Annotated in this window: 15 protein-coding genes and 3 pseudogenes; 5 read left to right on the plus strand and 13 right to left on the minus strand. The window is 39.7% G+C overall.

Annotated features, from left to right (window positions below):
- Positions 1–613: 613 nt before the first annotated feature.
- The 9 genes from B7695_RS06230 to B7695_RS06270 form a co-directional block, all read right to left on the minus strand.
- Complete coding sequence (locus B7695_RS06230; protein ID WP_084890488.1) at positions 614–1,345, minus strand: response regulator transcription factor; 732 nt, start codon at positions 1,343–1,345, stop codon at positions 614–616.
- Positions 1,342–2,157: a GHKL domain-containing protein gene (locus B7695_RS11450; RefSeq protein WP_239822268.1), complete on the minus strand. Its 816-nt coding sequence runs from the start codon at positions 2,155–2,157 to the stop codon at positions 1,342–1,344. Before B7695_RS11450 ends, B7695_RS06230 begins: the two co-directional genes overlap by 4 nt.
- A 564-nt stretch (positions 2,158–2,721) precedes the next feature.
- Positions 2,722–2,868, minus strand: a complete 147-nt coding sequence (locus B7695_RS06240) for a smi_0057.1 family bacteriocin-like peptide (RefSeq protein ID WP_084890492.1) — start codon at positions 2,866–2,868, stop codon at positions 2,722–2,724.
- A gap of 152 nt (positions 2,869–3,020) precedes the next feature.
- Positions 3,021–4,190: a PspC-like choline-binding domain-containing protein gene (locus B7695_RS06245; RefSeq protein ID WP_084890494.1), complete on the minus strand. Its 1,170-nt coding sequence runs from the start codon at positions 4,188–4,190 to the stop codon at positions 3,021–3,023.
- 111 nt (positions 4,191–4,301) lie between these two features.
- Entirely contained in the window at positions 4,302–5,153 is an 852-nt protein-coding gene (locus B7695_RS06250) for a C40 family peptidase (RefSeq protein WP_084890496.1), read from the minus strand.
- A gap of 170 nt (positions 5,154–5,323) precedes the next feature.
- Positions 5,324–5,557 carry an acyl carrier protein gene (locus B7695_RS06255; protein WP_000136445.1) on the minus strand — a complete coding sequence of 78 codons (234 nt, stop codon included), beginning with the start codon at positions 5,555–5,557 and terminating at the stop codon, positions 5,324–5,326.
- Positions 5,558–5,562: 5 nt separating this feature from the next.
- Entirely contained in the window at positions 5,563–6,555 is a 993-nt protein-coding gene (plsX, locus tag B7695_RS06260; protein WP_084890498.1) for a phosphate acyltransferase PlsX, read from the minus strand.
- A complete protein-coding gene (recO, locus tag B7695_RS06265; RefSeq protein WP_084890500.1) occupies positions 6,552–7,322 on the minus strand; it encodes a DNA repair protein RecO in 771 nt (256 codons plus the stop codon). Before recO ends, plsX begins: the two co-directional genes overlap by 4 nt.
- Complete coding sequence (locus B7695_RS06270; protein WP_084890502.1) at positions 7,319–8,488, minus strand: pyridoxal phosphate-dependent aminotransferase; 1,170 nt, start codon at positions 8,486–8,488, stop codon at positions 7,319–7,321. The genes recO and B7695_RS06270 overlap by 4 nt, the downstream gene beginning before the upstream one ends.
- Positions 8,489–9,059: 571 nt before the next feature.
- Here B7695_RS06270 and B7695_RS06275 point away from each other — a divergent pair.
- On the plus strand, positions 9,060–10,070 hold the full coding sequence (locus B7695_RS06275) for a YeiH family protein (RefSeq protein ID WP_084890504.1): 1,011 nt from the start codon (positions 9,060–9,062) through the stop codon (positions 10,068–10,070).
- On the opposite strand, the gene B7695_RS11455 is transcribed toward B7695_RS06275, so the two are convergent.
- The 3 genes from B7695_RS11455 to polA form a co-directional block, all read right to left on the minus strand.
- On the minus strand, positions 10,067–10,213 hold the full coding sequence (locus B7695_RS11455) for a hypothetical protein (RefSeq protein ID WP_084890506.1): 147 nt from the start codon (positions 10,211–10,213) through the stop codon (positions 10,067–10,069). The two genes, B7695_RS06275 and B7695_RS11455, sit on opposite strands and share 4 nt — an antisense overlap.
- 39 nt (positions 10,214–10,252) lie before the next feature.
- Positions 10,253–10,690 (minus strand): CoA-binding protein, encoded by a 438-nt coding sequence (locus B7695_RS06285; RefSeq protein ID WP_000076477.1) that lies wholly within the window; start codon positions 10,688–10,690, stop codon positions 10,253–10,255.
- An 84-nt stretch (positions 10,691–10,774) separates the two neighbouring features.
- Positions 10,775–13,408, minus strand: a complete 2,634-nt coding sequence (gene polA, locus B7695_RS06290) for a DNA polymerase I (RefSeq protein ID WP_084890532.1) — start codon at positions 13,406–13,408, stop codon at positions 10,775–10,777.
- 147 nt (positions 13,409–13,555) lie between these two features.
- Between polA and B7695_RS06295 the strand changes: the two genes are divergently transcribed.
- From B7695_RS06295 to B7695_RS06310, 4 genes and pseudogenes are all read left to right on the plus strand, one after another.
- Positions 13,556–14,542, plus strand: coding sequence for an Rpn family recombination-promoting nuclease/putative transposase (locus tag B7695_RS06295; protein WP_084890508.1), 987 nt, complete (start codon positions 13,556–13,558; stop codon positions 14,540–14,542).
- Positions 14,543–14,902 (plus strand): annotated as a pseudogene (locus tag B7695_RS11205) (Rpn family recombination-promoting nuclease/putative transposase); the annotation flags it as partial. It abuts the gene before it with no gap.
- 385 nt (positions 14,903–15,287) lie between these two features.
- On the plus strand, positions 15,288–16,127 hold the full coding sequence (locus B7695_RS06305; protein ID WP_084890512.1) for a hypothetical protein: 840 nt from the start codon (positions 15,288–15,290) through the stop codon (positions 16,125–16,127).
- A gap of 248 nt (positions 16,128–16,375) precedes the next feature.
- Positions 16,376–16,925 (plus strand): annotated as a pseudogene (locus B7695_RS06310) (transposase); the annotation flags it as partial.
- Between the two features lie 81 nt (positions 16,926–17,006).
- On the opposite strand, the pseudogene B7695_RS11795 reads toward B7695_RS06310, so the two are convergent.
- Positions 17,007–17,357 (minus strand): annotated as a pseudogene (locus B7695_RS11795) (N-acetylmuramoyl-L-alanine amidase family protein); the annotation flags it as partial.
- Positions 17,358–17,404: the final 47 nt, after the last annotated feature.

Below are 17,404 nucleotides of genomic sequence, written 5' to 3' on the forward strand. Positions count from 1 at the left end.
GTAAGAGCTACAAAGTTCTGTTCCATTTTGTCAAAATTTGTCATCTTTTTTCTCCTTTATTTCTATTTTTTAGTTTACGATTTCTGGCTCTTAAACCATTTTAAAAACCAGAATAGATAAATTACTGAATTCCTTTTCTTCTCACTTATCTATTCGAAAAACAATTCGAAAATGTACAACTAAATTAAATTTTATTTAAAAAATAATTTAATAAACCACGGGTAGAAAATTGGTAGATACATGAAGCAAACTCCTTTCTGTTTCCTCTTACTTATCTATTCGAAAAAAATTTCGAAAATGTACAAATAAATTAAATTTTATTTAAAAAACAATTTAATAAACCACGGATACAAGATTGGTAGATACATAAACCAGGCTCCTTTCTGTTTCCTCTTACCTATCTATTCGAAAAAAATTTCAAAAATGAACAACTAAATTAAATTTTATTTAAAAAACAACTTAATAAACCACGGATAAAAAATTGGTAGATACATGAACTAGGCTCCTTTCCTTTTCCTCTTACTTATCTATTCGAAAAACAATTCAAAAAAATAAGAATATCAGAAAATTTTCCGACATTCTTATTGATAACTTCATTCAAATCTAACAGATATTAGACATTAAGGTGTTTTTTTAGTGTTCTTCTGGCTGTTCGTGATACGGGGAAGTGCAAGCCTTCTAACAGGGTCACTTCTGTCGCAGTCATCTCTTCAATGGCCTGTAAACTGACCAACGTATTGCGATTGGCATAGATAAAGTAATCTTTTTCAGCCTTGGCAGCTATATCCTTAAGACTGCCATAAATGGTCTTGATAGAATGATTGGCATAGTAGACCTTGATACGATGGGATTCCACTGAGGTTTCAAAGGCTAAAATCTCATGGTAGGGCAGAGTAAAGCCCCGTCTTCCCTCAAAACTATAGGTGAAGAGACGCATATTTTCCCTCTTGTCCACTGCCAGTACATAGTCCAGACAGCGCTCCAACTGATGACAGTAGTCCGCCTCTGACTGATCCTTGGAAATAAAATCCAAGGCAGATAAGTGGTAGCGAAAAGCTAGAGGCAAGGCCTCCGAGTGTGTGGACACAAAGACAATGCTTGTAAAGGGATCTCGCTCCCGAACCTGTTGAGCAACCTGAAAGCCCCGTTCACGCTCTCCATCAATCTCTAAATCCAATAAATAGAGCTGGTAATTGTCAAAATACTGAGAATACTTTTCAACATCTCCATAGTTTTTGGCAATATCAATTTCCAATCTTAAATTGCGAGAGCGACCAATATCTAGTAAAGTCTGCTCTATCCGTCCTTGCTGGACTTTATCGTCTTCCAAAACTAAAATTCTCATTCTTCTCCCCCTCGTTTCTCATCCTTAAATGGCAATTCTAAGTCTTGTCTAAAGGTCGTCTCTCCTAGCTGGGTATCTAAGTTTAAATCATAATGAAAAACCATATCCTCCAAGGTTGCTAAGCCCAGTCCACTGTGGTTTCCCTTGGTAGAGTAACCCCTTTGACTGAGAATGCTGGGATTCAGTTCTTCTTTCTTACGAGTGTTTTCAATGATAAAACGGACACTCCTATCGCCTGCCAATAAAGCAACCCGAATCTGCGGATTTTCCGCCTCACTGGCTGCCTCTAAGGCATTTGTCGTGAGGATAGAGAGGATACGGATAGCCTCCAACATCGGCAAATCCAGCTCTTCGACAACCCCCACCGTCTCCAAACTAAAATGAATTCCCTGATTATCTGCCACAATCATGGCTTTTGCCAAGGTATTACGAATGGCTATATCATGGATATTATGAAGATTAAAGGCCGTGTAGTCTGCCTTCCTCAGCTTTTCATTGGTCTTTAAAAAGACATCTTGATAAATGGTAGATACCTCAGCCATGTCTTGATTGGCTATGGCAGGCTCCATGCTGGCTACAATTCCCGCAAAATCATGACGAAAACCTCGAACCTCATCATAGAGATGACCTAGCTTATCCACCATCCCTTGCAAGGAACGATTTTCTTCTTCCTGTCTCTGAATGGTCTGCTCATCACGATAAATCTGCTCCAAATGCTTGATGTAAAAGAGCCAAGAGAAAAAAAGAATGAAAATCAGGAGAGAAATGGTCGTGTCAAAACGAACGTAGAAAGAACTATTTCTATTGGTCATAAACGAAGAGAATATCCTAAATCCAGTCAGAGGTAGGATAATGAAAAAACTCTTATGATAGTGGGTTGTGAAAGCATCTGAAAAGAATAAATCCAAATCCAAAGACCAACGCTTCATTATTTTACAACATAGAAATATTGATAATAAATCAAATACAGATCTATATAAGGTAGAAAACGAATCTACAAAACAACAAGGCTCACCAGATAACACACGAATCCAAATTGTCAAAAATAAATAACGAATACTCTGAAAGAAGAGAAAAAGATACAGAGAAAGAAAAAAAGCTTCCCCTTTTCTTTTATGCAATTCTAATAAAAAAACACAGTAAAAGAAGAGAATGATTCCTATATGGAATAATTCTCCAAATGTTTGACGAGCAGATAAACTAACTAAAAATACAAGGACCCAATAACGTTTTTTATAAAATTCTGGGGAAATTTGAGCACCCAAATAAATAGTAGGCACCATGGTTGAAACGACTACCAACAGTATATATAGCACAGAAACTAAGAATTCTAAAATAATCATAAATAAATCTAATCTCTAACGAATACTGTTAATTTAAGCAAAGTGTCTACCCGTACTAAATAATTTATCGCACCATTTTACGGTATCTTCAAAAATCCCTCCACCATTCACTTCCTCCAAAACCTCTGGAGTTAACTCTTCAAATTGTTCTAATTCTAAAAATGTATTTTTCATTTCCATGACAGACTCCTTTTCATTATTTTATAGATAACTCTATCCCCTGCTCCATCTACAAAAGGCTTTAGTTTCCTTTTAAAATACAAGAAATCTAAAGCCTCCTGAAAATGGTATATTGGTTAGAGCGTTAACGATTAGTTGTGAAGATGTTATTTTTATTTAACCACAACCACTTTATAATATTCGTTTGAGTGTGGAGATTCAATCTTAATTTTTTCACCGTATAAACCATCGATTTCTTTATCCAGATAATCTGAAACTCCTGATGGCAAACGTTTCATTTTAAGAATTTCACCAGATTGGTCCGCATAGGCTAGGATGTGATAGTGGGTTGTAGCCATACCATCATCAATTAATACAAAGTAACCTGTTTTGAGCTTACCTTGCTCATTTTCTAAATAGTATAGTTTATTGTTATTGATTGTAAAGCTGGTAGCTCCAAGACGAAGTCGTGCACCTGGATTTTCTAAATAGACATCATTGCCAACTTTTTTAATCTCTGAATAGGTTGTCATTGCTGGGATATTAACCACACGATGTCCATTTTCATCAAAGTAGTAACGATTTGGTAAGTTTTGGAAGTTCTGTACAACCGCCTTAGAATCAATTTCTTGTCCTTCTTCTTTATTATCCACTAAAGCTAAGGTTGTATTTGAAACCACATCCCCATATTTGTCGGAAAACTTCTTGAACTCTGGTCTGATATACCAAGCATTTTTTTCAATAATAACATCGTCACCTTTAGCATTTAGCAAATATTCTTGCCCATCTCCAAGTTTGACAATATCATGAATATTGTATCCAGCATCTTTTCTATTTGCCAGATAGCCATCCTTACCAATGACATAACTTTCCCCATCACTGGCTGGAACAGCTCTATCTGCGACCATAGCACCTGATTTTTCAAAGTAAGACCATTTACCATTTGCAGTCGCCCATCCTGTTGCCATAGCACCACTGCCTTTGAGGTAATACCATGTAGACCCTTCTTTGTACCAACCTGTACGCATAGCGCCACTATTTGCGAGTGAATACCAGGTGTTACCTTCCTTGTACCAGCCAGTGCGCATAGCGCCACTATCTGCTAGTGAATACCATGTATTTCCATCTTTGAGCCAGCCTGTTTGCATTTTACCAGTGCTGTCGAAGTGATACCATGAGCCAGCATTTTGTACCCATTTATCCTTAGCGAGACTACCATCTTGTGAAAGATTCCAGTCAGCACCATTTTTAACCCAAGTATCTGCAGCCTGTGCTTGGTTGATAGACAAAAGCAGACCAGCACCTGCAAGCAAACCAAGAGTAAGTAGTTTAGATTTTTTCATAGCCATTTCCTCCTTTATTGAATAGCTATAAGAGGACTTCCCTCTTTATTTAGCTATATTCTAATACTTTTCATTGTCAAAGTCAATAATATTGTGAAAAATTAGACAATATTACCAATATCTACGAATTGTATTTTGAGTAATGCCATATTGATCCATATAAGAAACATATCGGCCTGGATATGGAGCATGGACAACCTTTCCACCACCAACATAAATACCTACATGATCATTTGTCTCTTCACTATTATACAAAATCAAATCTCCAGCTTGTTGAGAACCATTACTTACATAACTTCCTCCTGTTGCTTGATCATAGGTTACTCTAGGAATACTAATATCAAACTTAGCATGAATAGCCATCGTAAATCCTGAGCAATCTACGCCACTGTTCAAATCTGACCCACCCCAAACATATGGAATTTTCCCTACAAATGTCTCGGCATATTCACCAAGTGCCTGTCCACGATTTTCTACCCATACACCACTGTCTCTAAAGAAGTATGGTGTACCATTCACACGTTGATAACCAGTGACCATAGCACCACTAGCAGATAAGTAGTAATAATTACCATCAGGTTGAATCCAAGTATTTTCTTTCATCCATCCTTGGTCATCAAAATAGTACCACTTGCCATCTAATTGTTCCCAATTTTTAGCATAACCACCTGAACCGTATTTAAACCACCATTTACCATTGGTTTGCACCCATGTTCCTTTCGGATCACGATATTGATTGAAAGCTTTCTTCTCTTGATTTCCCTCTGCTTGGGTTTCTTTATCTTCAAAACCAATCAATTTTACTTGATCAGCTTCTTCAGCTTTTATCTTTCCTTGATTAACTAATTGAGTAATCGCTTCTTTCTCACTTGCTGATGGAGAATCAGCATAGGCCACAGTAGTATTTGCTAGGAGAACGCCTCCTGCAAGAACTAACAAACTAGAATAAAGATATTTTTTCATCGTGAAAATCCTTTCTTTTTCTCCTTTTTAGAGATTAATTTTTTCTAACTCCATTATATCCTTTATTTGTTTTCATATCTCTCCTGTCCCTAGAAAGACTAAATCTGTTCCTAAACGGTCACTTGAACCAAATAAAAAATTCCAAAGCAAATGCCTTGGAACTCCGATTTCTATTTTGCTTGAATAATCTTAACCACATCTCCTACACTTTGGAGTTGGTCAATTTCTTCATCACTGATTTCGATATTAAATTCATCTTCCAGTGTCAAGATAAACTCCATCAAGTCAACTGAGTCAGCATCCAAATCATCTTTCAGACTCAAGGATTCTGTCACGACAAAGTCTTCTCCCTGTCGCTCTTGGATAATGGTCACAATACGGTCAAAAATTTCTTTTTCTGTCATCTCTTTTATTCTCCTGAAAATTCACGCGCAGTTTGGGCAACTACGTCTGTTTCTAGCATGGTACGAATCTGGCGGACTGTACTATAAACTGCCTTGGCATCGCTTGAGCCATGAGTCTTGACAACAGGTGCCTTGACACCAAACAAGACTGCTCCACCAACATCTGAGTAGTTGAGCTGTTTTTTCAAACCTCTGAGGCTATCCTTGAGAAGGAGGGCGCCTAGTTTCGCTCGAAGACCACCACCTGTAATAGCTGTCTTGAGCAAGCCCATGATTCCCATGGCTGTCCCTTCAATGGACTTGAGCACAGCGTTTCCCGTGAAACCATCTGCCACAACAACATCTGCAACGCCATTCATCAAATCACGCGCTTCCACGTTTCCGATAAAGTTCAAACTTTCATCAGCCGCCAGTAATTCGTAAGTTTCCTTACGAAGCGGGTCGCCCTTACTACTCTCTGTTCCATTATTAAGTAAACCAACACGTGGTTGCGCAATGCCACGGACATTTTTAGCATAGAAAGAACCTAGAACCGCATATTGATGGAGATGCTGGGCTGTATTTTCTGCATTAGCACCGAGATCCAGCATGTCAAAACCTTTCCCATCAATAGTCGGCAATGTTGACATAAGCCCAGGACGGTCGATATTCTTGATACGACCCACGATGAAAAAACCAGCCGCCAACAAAGCACCTGTATTCCCAGCTGAGAGCACAGCGTCTGCTTCTCCTTCTTTGACAGCCTTGGCCGCTAAGACCATACTGGCATTTTTCTTCTTCCGAATAGCTCTCGTAGGTTCATCGCCTGAATCAATCTTCTCATCTGTATGGATTATGCTGACACGCTCTGTCGCTGTCAGATATTGCTTGATTTTACGTTCATCTCCGTAGAGTTGAACTTCAATATCTGAAAAGTCAGCAAGGGATTGATTGACACCCTCAACGATGGCCTGAGGTGCGTAATCGCCTCCCATGGCATCTACTGCGATTTTTTTCATTTCTTTTCCTCTTTTAGTAATTGTCCCCAGTCTGCTAGGGAATCAATAAATTTCTTTGATTTTAGGTGAATCCCAACGTACTCTTCGTAGAGTTGATCCATAAATTGGCGTAGCTCTTGCTTGATTTCAGGCTTGAGCGAAATGGTCTCCAAGGTATCAAAATCAATGGCTTGAAATTGATTGAGCAGATAAGGGATATTGGGATTTAGATGGCAACGTCTCTCATCCTCATGATAATGCTCTGGACAGAGGCAGGCTCCATATTTGAAAGAAAAGTCAAAAGCCTGATCGATCCGATGGCAAAAGACACACTCATTAAAATTGAGGCCGATCCCAAATCGAGTCAAGATTTGAATTTCAAAAATATTGGTCAAAACCTGATAATCCAAGCCAGCTTCCATCAACTCCAAAGTCTTTTGCAAAAAAGCAAACAAGGGAGCATCCTGCTGATTATCCTGCAAACTAGCATCTGCAAGAGCTGCTACGTAGGTCGCATAGGCCATGACAAAGAGATCACTATTAATCTTGGGAAAGGTCATCACCTCGTGATAGTCCTCAATGTAGCTAAGCCCGTCATCATTGATTCGTAAGAGAAATCGTGCCAGCACCAAGGGCTGAATAACCGGCGCCAGCTTAGACTGGCCAGCGTGTTTGACAAAAAACATCCGTTTACCAGCCTGCTCTGTAAAAATCTTGACTAGCTTGTCATCCTCCCGAAAATTGCGATTATAGAGCACCAAGCCTTGACTCGTGATAGACTGAATCATGCTTCTCTCATGTACTCCTCAAGTCGTTTCATGGCTTCTTTGATAGTCTCCATGCTGGCTGCATAAGACAGACGCACATAACCTTCTCCGTAACGCCCAAAGGCTGCACCAGGGATAAAGGCAACGGCCTTCTTCTGAGCAAAATCCTTCAGAAAAGCAAAGGAATCTTGATTGTAACCAGCTGGAATCTTAGCAAAGATATAGAAGGCACCGTCTGGTTTGATAATCTCAAAACCAAGAGCAGTCATCTTTTCGATAATATAGTCCCGACGCTGGATGTATTCCTTCTTCATCGGTTCCGCATCGTTTTTACCAGCCGTCAAGGCTTCTACCGCAGCATGTTGCGCCATAGTGTTTGCGGCAGTCACCAAGTACTGGTGACTCTTGATCAACTGGGCTGTAAAGGCTGCAGGAGCGAAAATCAGCCCCAAACGCCAACCGGTCATGGCGTGTGATTTAGATAGACCATTGATAATAATAGCCTGATCTCTCAGCATAGTTCCTAGAGACACATGGGCTTCCCCTGTATAGGTCAATTCTGAGTAAACCTCATCACAGACAACGAAAATCTCGTACTTGCGTAAAACAGCTGCCAAGTCTTCCAACTGCTCCCGACTGTAGGTAATTCCTGTCGGATTTGCTGGATAGTTGAGAATAACCGCCTTTAGCTTGTCACCCTGCTCCAAAATGGCCTTCTCCAACATTTCAGGAGTCAAGACAAACCCATTTTCAGTTGTATCAATCTCGACAACCTCTGCCCCAACTAGATTAACAATCGGCTCATATCCTGGATAGGCAGGAGCTGGCAAAAGCACCTTGTCTCCCTCTTCCAAAATAGCCGTCAAAGTAGCAGATAAAGCCTCTGTCGCCCCAATTGTAACCAAGATTTCATTTTCAGGAGCATAGTCCAGTTGGTACTTTTCCTTAACAAAGTCACTGGCCGCCTGACGTAGAGTCAGCAGACCACTCATCCCTGTATAGTAGGATTGGTTCTGGTCAATCGCTCGCTTGGCCGCCTCCTTGACATGATCTGGCGTTGTAAAATCAGGTTCCCCCAAGGTCAAACGCAGGACCCCAGGAATCTCCGAAATAGCCTGGTCAAACTGACGAATCAATGAAACTTGAATTCTATCTAACTGTTTATTAAAGCGCTTAGTTAAGTCCATAGATACCTCCTACTTTCAAAACGTATCTCTATTATACTACAAAAGCCCCCCGACCGCAAAAATACATGATAGAATAACGCTAGCATAACAAATTGAAGTGTGTTAATTTAAATTGATTACAACACTATGTTTTGAGAATACTCAATGAAAATCTCATGAGACTAGGAATCGAGGTGAAAGCATAACTAAAGTTAGGTAAGCCGAAGATGACAACGTATCATGAGATTTTCGACGAGTATTGAGGTTTTGATAATCTTCGTTACAACTATTCTAGCACCATTACTGATTACTATTACCGGTAATGTCATTTCTGAGTGGATAGTCAGAAAGTGGTTAGATAATCGCGACAAAAAAATATAACCTGAGTTTAGTTTTAATGTAACTGGACAAAAAGAAATACCAGAGGTGGAGCTCTGGTATTTCTGTTTTTGCCAAGACTTCGTTACAGTTCTTGTAAGATTATTATTACATAATTAGCACTACTTGTCAAATAATTATTAGGACCCACTTTCTATTTTACTTTTCCTATTTACAGGTCTATAATGGTAACAGATTCTATTTGGAGGTTTTTATGTCATTTCTATCAAAAAATGGAGCAGGCATCTTGGTCTGCCTTCTCATTTCAATCGTATCTTGGTATCTAGGCGGTTTCTTCCCTGTGATTGGCGCGCCTGTTTTTGCGATTTTTATGGGAATGCTCCTACATCCCTTTCTCTCGTCTTATAAACAACTAGATGCTGGATTGACCTTTAGTTCTAAAAAATTGCTCCAGTATGCCGTTATCTTGCTTGGTTTTGGTCTCAATATCTCGCAAGTCTTCGCAGTTGGGCAATCTTCACTCCCTGTCATCCTGTCCACCATTTCAATAGCCTTGATTGTTTCCTACCTTTTCCAACGTTTCTTTGCACTAGATACAAAACTGGCTACCTTGATTGGAGTAGGTTCTTCGATCTGCGGTGGTTCGGCCATTGCGGCGACAGCCCCCGTTATCCATGCCAAGGAAAAAGAAGTCGCCCAAGCCATTTCCGTTATCTTTTTCTTCAATGTCTTGGCTGCGCTCATCTTTCCAACTCTAGGAACCTGGCTTCATCTATCCAATGACGGCTTCGCCCTCTTTGCAGGAACTGCGGTCAATGACACTTCCTCTGTAACGGCTACCGCCAGCGCCTGGGATAGTCTCTACCAGACCAATACCCTCGAATCCGCAACCATTGTCAAACTCACACGAACCTTAGCTATCATCCCCATCACTCTCTTTCTCTCCTACTGGCAAAGTCGCCAACAAGAAAATAAGCAAGGATTGCAACTGAAAAAAGTCTTCCCGCTTTTTATCCTCTACTTCATCCTTGCATCTCTCCTAACCACCCTACTGACCTCTCTCGGTGTGTCCAGTAGCTTCTTTACTCCTCTCAAACAACTCTCCAAATTCCTCATTATCATGGCCATGAGTGCTATCGGGCTCAAAACCAATCTGGTAGCCATGATTAAATCCAGCGGAAAATCCATTGTTCTCGGAGCCATCTGCTGGATTGCCATCATCCTCACTAGTCTTGGTATGCAGACCCTTATCGGCATTTTCTAATACTCTTCGAAAATCTCTTCAAACCGCGTCAACGTCGCCTTACCGTATGTATGGTTATTGACTTCGTCAGTTCTATCCACAACCTCAAAACAGTGTTTTGAGCAACCTGCGACTAGTTTCCTAGTTTGCGCTTTGATTTTCATTGAGTATAACACAAAAGGTAGCCCACCAGCTACCTTTTCTTATGCTTCCTCAATCAAGCGTGTATGTTCTCTCTTGATGCAGCGATTCATCACGATATCATCACATCCACCAGCACGCAAGATTTCTTCCGCTTCTAGACTTTCAAGTCCTAGCTGTGCCCAAAAAATCTTAGCATCAGCTTTGAGAAAATCACGCGCCACATCTGGCAAAAATTCACTGCGACGGTAAACATTGACAATATCTACAGGAAAAGGAATCTCTGCTAGACTAGCATAAGCCTTTTCACCCAAGATTTCGCCACCTGCCGCCTTGGGATTGACTGGAATGATTTTATAACCTCGAGCCTGCATTTCCTTGGTCACTCGATTGCTGGTTGTTTCCTCACGGTCTGATAAACCCACTACAGCAAGGGTTTTACTCGTTGCTAGATACTGACGAATCACGCCATCACTTGGATTGATAAATTCTTGACTCATAGAAATCCTCCTTTTTCATCAGTATAGCACAATTTGAAAAGGCTTGCAGAATTCTACTACAAAAAAGGAGGACTAGCCCCCTTTTTATTTAGCCTCGTACCAGGTTGCCCCTTCATTCTCATCTGCGATGAGGGGAACACTGAGTTGAATGGCTTCTTCCATGGTTTGTTTGACCAATTTTTTCATCTCTGTCAATTCAGATTTAGGAACTTCAAGGACGATTTCATCGTGCACTTGCAGAAGCATCTTAGTCTGATAATCACCTGCAACCAAGGCTTTATCTAGCTGAATCATGGCAATCTTGAGAATATCTGCTGCCGAACCCTGAATAGGTGAGTTGATAGCTGTCCGCTCCGCAAAACCACGAATATTAAAGTTTCGCGAATTGATATCTGGCAACTCACGGCGACGCTTGAAGAGGGTCTCTACATAGCCCTTATCACGCGCCTCACGCACCACTTCATCCATGTAGTTTTTAATGCCTGGGAAGCGTTCAAAGTAGGTATCAATGTAGGCTTTGGCTTCCTTACGGCTAATGCCCAGATTATTAGACAAGCCAAAGTCTGAAATCCCGTAAACCACTCCAAAGTTGACAGCCTTGGCATTGCGACGGTCGTTTGCAGTCACATCCTCAGGACGCTCAATGCCAAAGACCCTCATGGCTGTCGAAGTATGGATATCTGCCCCCTCTTGGAAGGCCTTAATCAAGTGCTCATCCTTAGAGATATGCGCCAAAACGCGCAATTCAATCTGTGAGTAGTCCGAACTAAGTAGTACACTATCCTCCCACTCTGGCACAAAAGCCTTACGAATGAGACGGCCCTGCTCCAAACGCACAGGAATGTTTTGCAAGTTTGGATCCACACTAGACAGACGCCCAGTCTGGGTCAAATCCTGCACATAGCGAGTATGAATCTTGCCATCAGCCAAAATCCAGTCCTGCAAGCCAATCACATAAGTCGATTGAATCTTAGCAATCTGACGGTAGTCGAGAATTTTCTTAACAATCGGAGCAATAGGAGCAAGGCGCTCCAACACATCCACCGCTGTCGAGTATCCAGTCTTGGTTTTCTTAGTGTACTCTAGAGGAAGTCCCAACTTTTCAAAAAGAAGCACACCCAACTGCTTAGGCGAGTTGATATTAAACTCCTCACCAGCCAGTTCATAAATCTCTTGAGTGAGTTTTTCAATGACAAGCTCATTTTCAGCCTGCATCTCAAGCAAGGTCTCTTTCTTGACCGTAATCCCAGCAATTTCCATCTTGGCAAGGACAAAAGCCAGAGGTTGCTCCATATCATAAAGAAGCTCTAATTGACCATTTTCACTGAGTTTTTCAAGTAAAACAGGCTCTGTTTCGACCAAAACAGCAAGTTTACGAGCCAAGTGTTCCAAGAATTTCTCGCGTTCAGGAATAGCCTTCTTGACTCCCTTACCATAGAAAGTCTCATCATCAACCAAATAAGTCTGACCATAAAGACTAGCAATAGTCGCAATTTCATTGTCCTCCACAGTCGAAAGGAGGTATTTAGCCAAACGGCTGTCAAAAGCAGGCGCCTGCAAATCCACACCCAAACGATGCAAGAGAACTTTAGCCTTCTTAAAGTCATAAACTCTCAGAGGTGTTTTTTCTAAAAAGGCCTTGAAAATCGGCTCTTGCAAAAGTTCAAGCTTGTCTGTAGCATAAAGCTTATCTCCACAAGACCAAGCAAAACCAACCAAATCATCCGTATGGTAATTCTCACCAAAAAGCTCAAAATGGAAGATAGATTCTTCACTCAGCATATCTTGACTGATTTGGTCAACAATAGTAAAATCCAAGCTCTCAGCCACATCAGCTGACGACACATTTAAAGCCTGCTTGAGCTGTTTGAAACCCATCTCATCGTAGAATTTCCCAAGATTTTCCACATCTGGACCACTATAGACCAAATCCTCCAAACCAATCGCAATCGGTGCCTTGGTATCAATGGTCGCCAGTGTTTTAGACAAAAAAGCCTGTTCCTTATCATTGATGAGATTCTCCTTCATCTTAGAAGCCTTCATCCCATCAATATTCTCATAAATCCCCTCAAGCGAACCATGCTCCAGCAAAAGCTTGATACCCGTCTTTTCACCAATCTTGGTCACCCCAGGGATATTATCCGACTTATCACCCATGAGCGCCTTAAGATCGATAAACTGCGTCGGTGTAATGCCCAGCTTTTCCATGAGGTAATCTGGTGTAAAGGCCTCAAACTCAGCCACACCTTTCTTGGAAATCTCAACCACCGTATGCTCATCCGTCAGCTGAATCAAGTCCTTGTCCCCACTGACAATGGTAACATCAAAACCATCTTGCTCTGCTAGTTTATCCAGTGTCCCAATGATATCATCCGCCTCATACTGAGCCAACTCATAATGACTAATCCCCATATGATCTAGCAACTCACGAATGAAAGGAAATTGCTCACGAAACTCATCAGGAGTCTTAGCCCGACCACCCTTATAGTCCGCATACATCTCTGTACGGAAGGTCGTCTTACCCGCATCAAAAGCCACCAAAATATGACTTGGCTCAACCCGCTCCAACAAATGGCTCAACATCAACTGAAATCCATAAATCGCATTGGTATGCAAACCAGCCGCATTCTTAAAACGATCCAACTGCTGATAGAGGGCAAAAAACGCCCGAAAAGCAACAGAAGACCCATCAATCAATAATAATTTTTTCTTATCCATACACCCATTATAAAGGAAAGCACCAAAAAATACCATTGGGAAGAGCCAGACCAAGCATTTTTCATACTTTTTCCGAATAAATAGATAGAGCCAGAGAATCTAGTAAACCTAGATTTAAAAATGTGCTATAATGAAAGGAGAAGAAATATGACTGTACGTCATCCGGGCATCAGCCCGACCAATGACTTGGTAGCTAAGAAGATTTTTAGAAATCCAGAAATCACTTGTCAATTTATCCGCGATATGTTGGATTTACCTGCAAAAAACGTGACCATTTTGGAGGGAAGTAATATTCACGTCTTGCCTTCCATGCTGTACTCGGCCCAGGATTTTTACACTAGTATAGATGTCTTGGCGGAGTTGGACAATGGCACTCAAGTAATCATTGAAATTCAGGTACATCATCAGAATTTTTTCATTAATCGTTTGTGGGCTTATCTATGTAGTCAGGTCAATCAAAACCTAGAAAAAATTCGCCAGCAAGAGGGCAATACTCATCAGAGTTACAAACACATCGCACCTGTTTACGCTATCGCAATTGTGGATAGTAATTATTTCTCAGATGACCTAGCTTTTCATAGCTTTAGTATGCGAGAGGACACGACAGGTGAAGTTTTAACCATCACCAATAACGGACAAGAAAACCATTTGGTTAAGATGGCATTCTTAGAACTAAAAAAATACAGAGAAACCAGCAAAGACGAGGTTCGCAAGCCGTGGTTGGAGTTTTTCGGTAATAAGCCCTTTACTCAACAACCCGAGCGAGCTATCAGCCAGGCAGACCAACTGCTAGACTACAAGAGCTGGGCCGAGGAGGACAGAAAGATGTTTAGTCAACTACGTATGCGTGAAGAACAAGCCTTGTTAGCACAGGACTATGCCTTGGAGCAAGCTGAGGAGAAAGGTTTAGAGCGTGGTCTTGAACGCGGTCGTGCTGAAGGGATTGAACAAGGACTTGAACGAGGACTTGAACGAGGACGATCTGAGGGTCTTGAACAGGGTTTAGAACGTGGAAAACTTTTTGCCTTCTTAGACATGGTTCGTCAACATGTTTTAACTTCCGAATTTGCGAGTGAACAATTGGGTATGACCGTAGCTAAGTTTGAAGAACTATTGAAAGAGCATCTCAAATAAGAACTAAAAAAATATAGAGAAACCAGCAAAGACGGGGTTCGCAAGCCATGGTTGGAGTTTTTCGGTAACAAACCTTTTACTCAACAACCCGAGCGAGCTATTAGCCAGGCAGACCAACTGCTAGACTACAAGAGCTGGGCCGAGGAGGACAGAAAGATGTTTAGTCAACTACGTATGCGTGAAGAACAAGCCTTGTTAGCGCAGGACTATGCCTTGGAAACTGCTAGGCCGGAGGGTATCGAAGAGGGATTAAAAGTAGGTCTAGTAAATCTCGTTCGTCAAGGTCTTTTGACTTCCGAGGTTGCTAGCCAGCAGTTAGGTATGACCGTCGCTGAGTTTGAAGAACTATTGAAAGATTAAGACTATCACTAACAATGGACAGGAAAACCAGCTAGTCAAGATGGCGTTCTTGGAACTAAAAATATAGTCCATACACTAATAATATAAAAGACCTATCAGTTATTGTTGGTAAAAATGGTTCCGGAAAAACTATGGACATTAATAAAATACTGAGAGAAGATAATAAACTTATTCGAGAACAATAAAGTGCTACATTATATATACTATAGTTATGAAGATTATATACTAAAAAGCAATACTTTTTTTAGTAGTAAATTAAATATAATAGGTAATGGATTAAAGTAGAAGTGTCTTAATTTGAAATGCAGTTTAAATCGTATATGGACATTTAATTAATTTCTATATACGATTTAAATTAAACATTCATTAATGAAAGGTTTATGTTATGAAAAATAAAAAATATAAAAGAATTTTTTCACATGAGAAAATTCTTTTAGTTGCAACTCTGATTTTCTTCATTCTTCTTATTCTTACAATATATAATTCAGAAAAATTTTACTTTACTTTATTTTATAGTTTATATTTTTTGGTGTACTTTATATTTTGTACGATTATAGGAATAAAAACTTTAAGAAATGCTTATAAAAATGAACCATTTGGATTATTTATTTATTTTTTGGCTATATTTTTTATTATTTTTCCTACAATGCTTATTAGTACGGGAAGTGTTACAAATTTATCAGACTCAATTAAAACATTTTATACAATTGGGGTAGGGGTTGGTATAAACTATGTAATTGATAATATTTTTAAATTTATAGAGGTTGAAACTGAAAATGAGAAAAAGAAGGAACTAACTAAAATAGGAGCGGTTACAAAATCACTATTTAATATCATATATATTTCGGAATATACTGCTGTAATTATACTAGAACAAAGTAATTTAAATTTTTTTACTCCACTTAATGATTATGTTTGGATTGAGTGTATCATTAATTGGGTTAAGAATTGGCCTTTTTGGATAAAGCTTATCATGTTAACATTGATTTGTTTAATTATTCTTTCAGTATTTATGAGTATTTCAATTTCTCTAATAAAAAAAGAATTAGATATGAAAACGAAAAATCAAACTAAAATCCTTAAAAGAAAAATAGAGGATGAACTGTATCTTGTTTCAGAACTTACAAGTACGATTAAAGAAAATAATAGTGATATTTTGAAAAATTTAGAAAATATTGAATCAAAATTACGTATAGAATTAGACAACTTTAATAATTTAGATTAAAAAATAATTGGTAAAAAGTTGTATAAAAGAGGCCAGACAAAAACTAGCTTCTAAATCACAACCAGCCGTCTAACGGATGGTTTGTACTAGTGCTATAAGCTCAAATTACCAGCCAGCTCCCAAAGACGCTGGCTTTTCACATTGTATAGTAAAATGAAATAGGAATGTAGCGACAAAAATTTGGAATTTAAATCAATTTATAAGAATGTTTTAGAGGTAGTGTCGTCCTGCTCCAGATTCAGTCCACTATACAACATCTTAGCCTTGCTATGAGTCGTATCCGTGTCCAAATCATGAATCAGTTTCATCGAAAATCCCATGAATACAAGGCTATTAAACGTTACTGGAAGCTCATTCAACAGGATAGTCGTAAACTCAGCGATAAACGTTTTTAGCGCCCTACTTTTCGTATGCACTTAACGAATAAAGAGATTCTAGACAAGCTTTTGAGCTATTCAGAAGACTTGAAACACCACTATCATCTCTATCAACTCTTGCTTTTTCACTTTCAGAATAAGGAACCGGAGAAATTTTTCGGACTCATTGAAGACAATCTAAAGGAGGTTCATCCTCTTTTTCAGACTGTCTTTAAAACCTTCCTCAAAGATAAAGAGAAAATTGTCAACGCTCTTCAATTATCCTATTCTAACGCCAAATTAGAAGCGACCAATAATCTCATCAAACTTATCAAACGAAATGCCTTTGGTTTTCGGAACTTTGAAAACTTCAAAAAAACGGGTTTTTATCGCTCTGAATATCAAAAAAGAAAGGACGAAATTTATCCTTTCTCGAGCTTAGCTTTTCTTCAACCCACTATAGCTGACAAAAAGACAAAAAAACAGGAGATTCCTCTCCTGTTTTATATTCTAGTTATTAGGATTATACCCATTCACCGTTGCCGTTTACAGTGTAACCATCTACAGTAGTGTTAACTGCAAGAGCTCCTGATGCGTATGAGTAGTACCATTTACCACCAACTTGATACCAACCAGTTGCCATTGCACCTGATGATTTCAAGTAGTACCAAGTACCGTTATCTTTAACCCAACCAGTTGCCATTGAACCGTTGTCGTTTAGGTAGTACCAAGTACCATTGTCTTTAACCCAACCAGTTGCCATCCAACCAGCTTGGTCGAAGTAGTACCAAGTACCGTTGATTTTTTCCCAACCGTTAGTTGTGTAAGAACCATCAGCGTGTTTGTACCACCAGCGAGCACCTGATTGAACCCATGCCGCTTGAGCTGCTGGTTTTTCTGCTGGTTTTTCTGCTGGTTTTA

This window comes from Streptococcus mitis (assembly GCF_002096845.1).
GTDB lineage: Bacteria > Bacillota > Bacilli > Lactobacillales > Streptococcaceae > Streptococcus > Streptococcus mitis_A.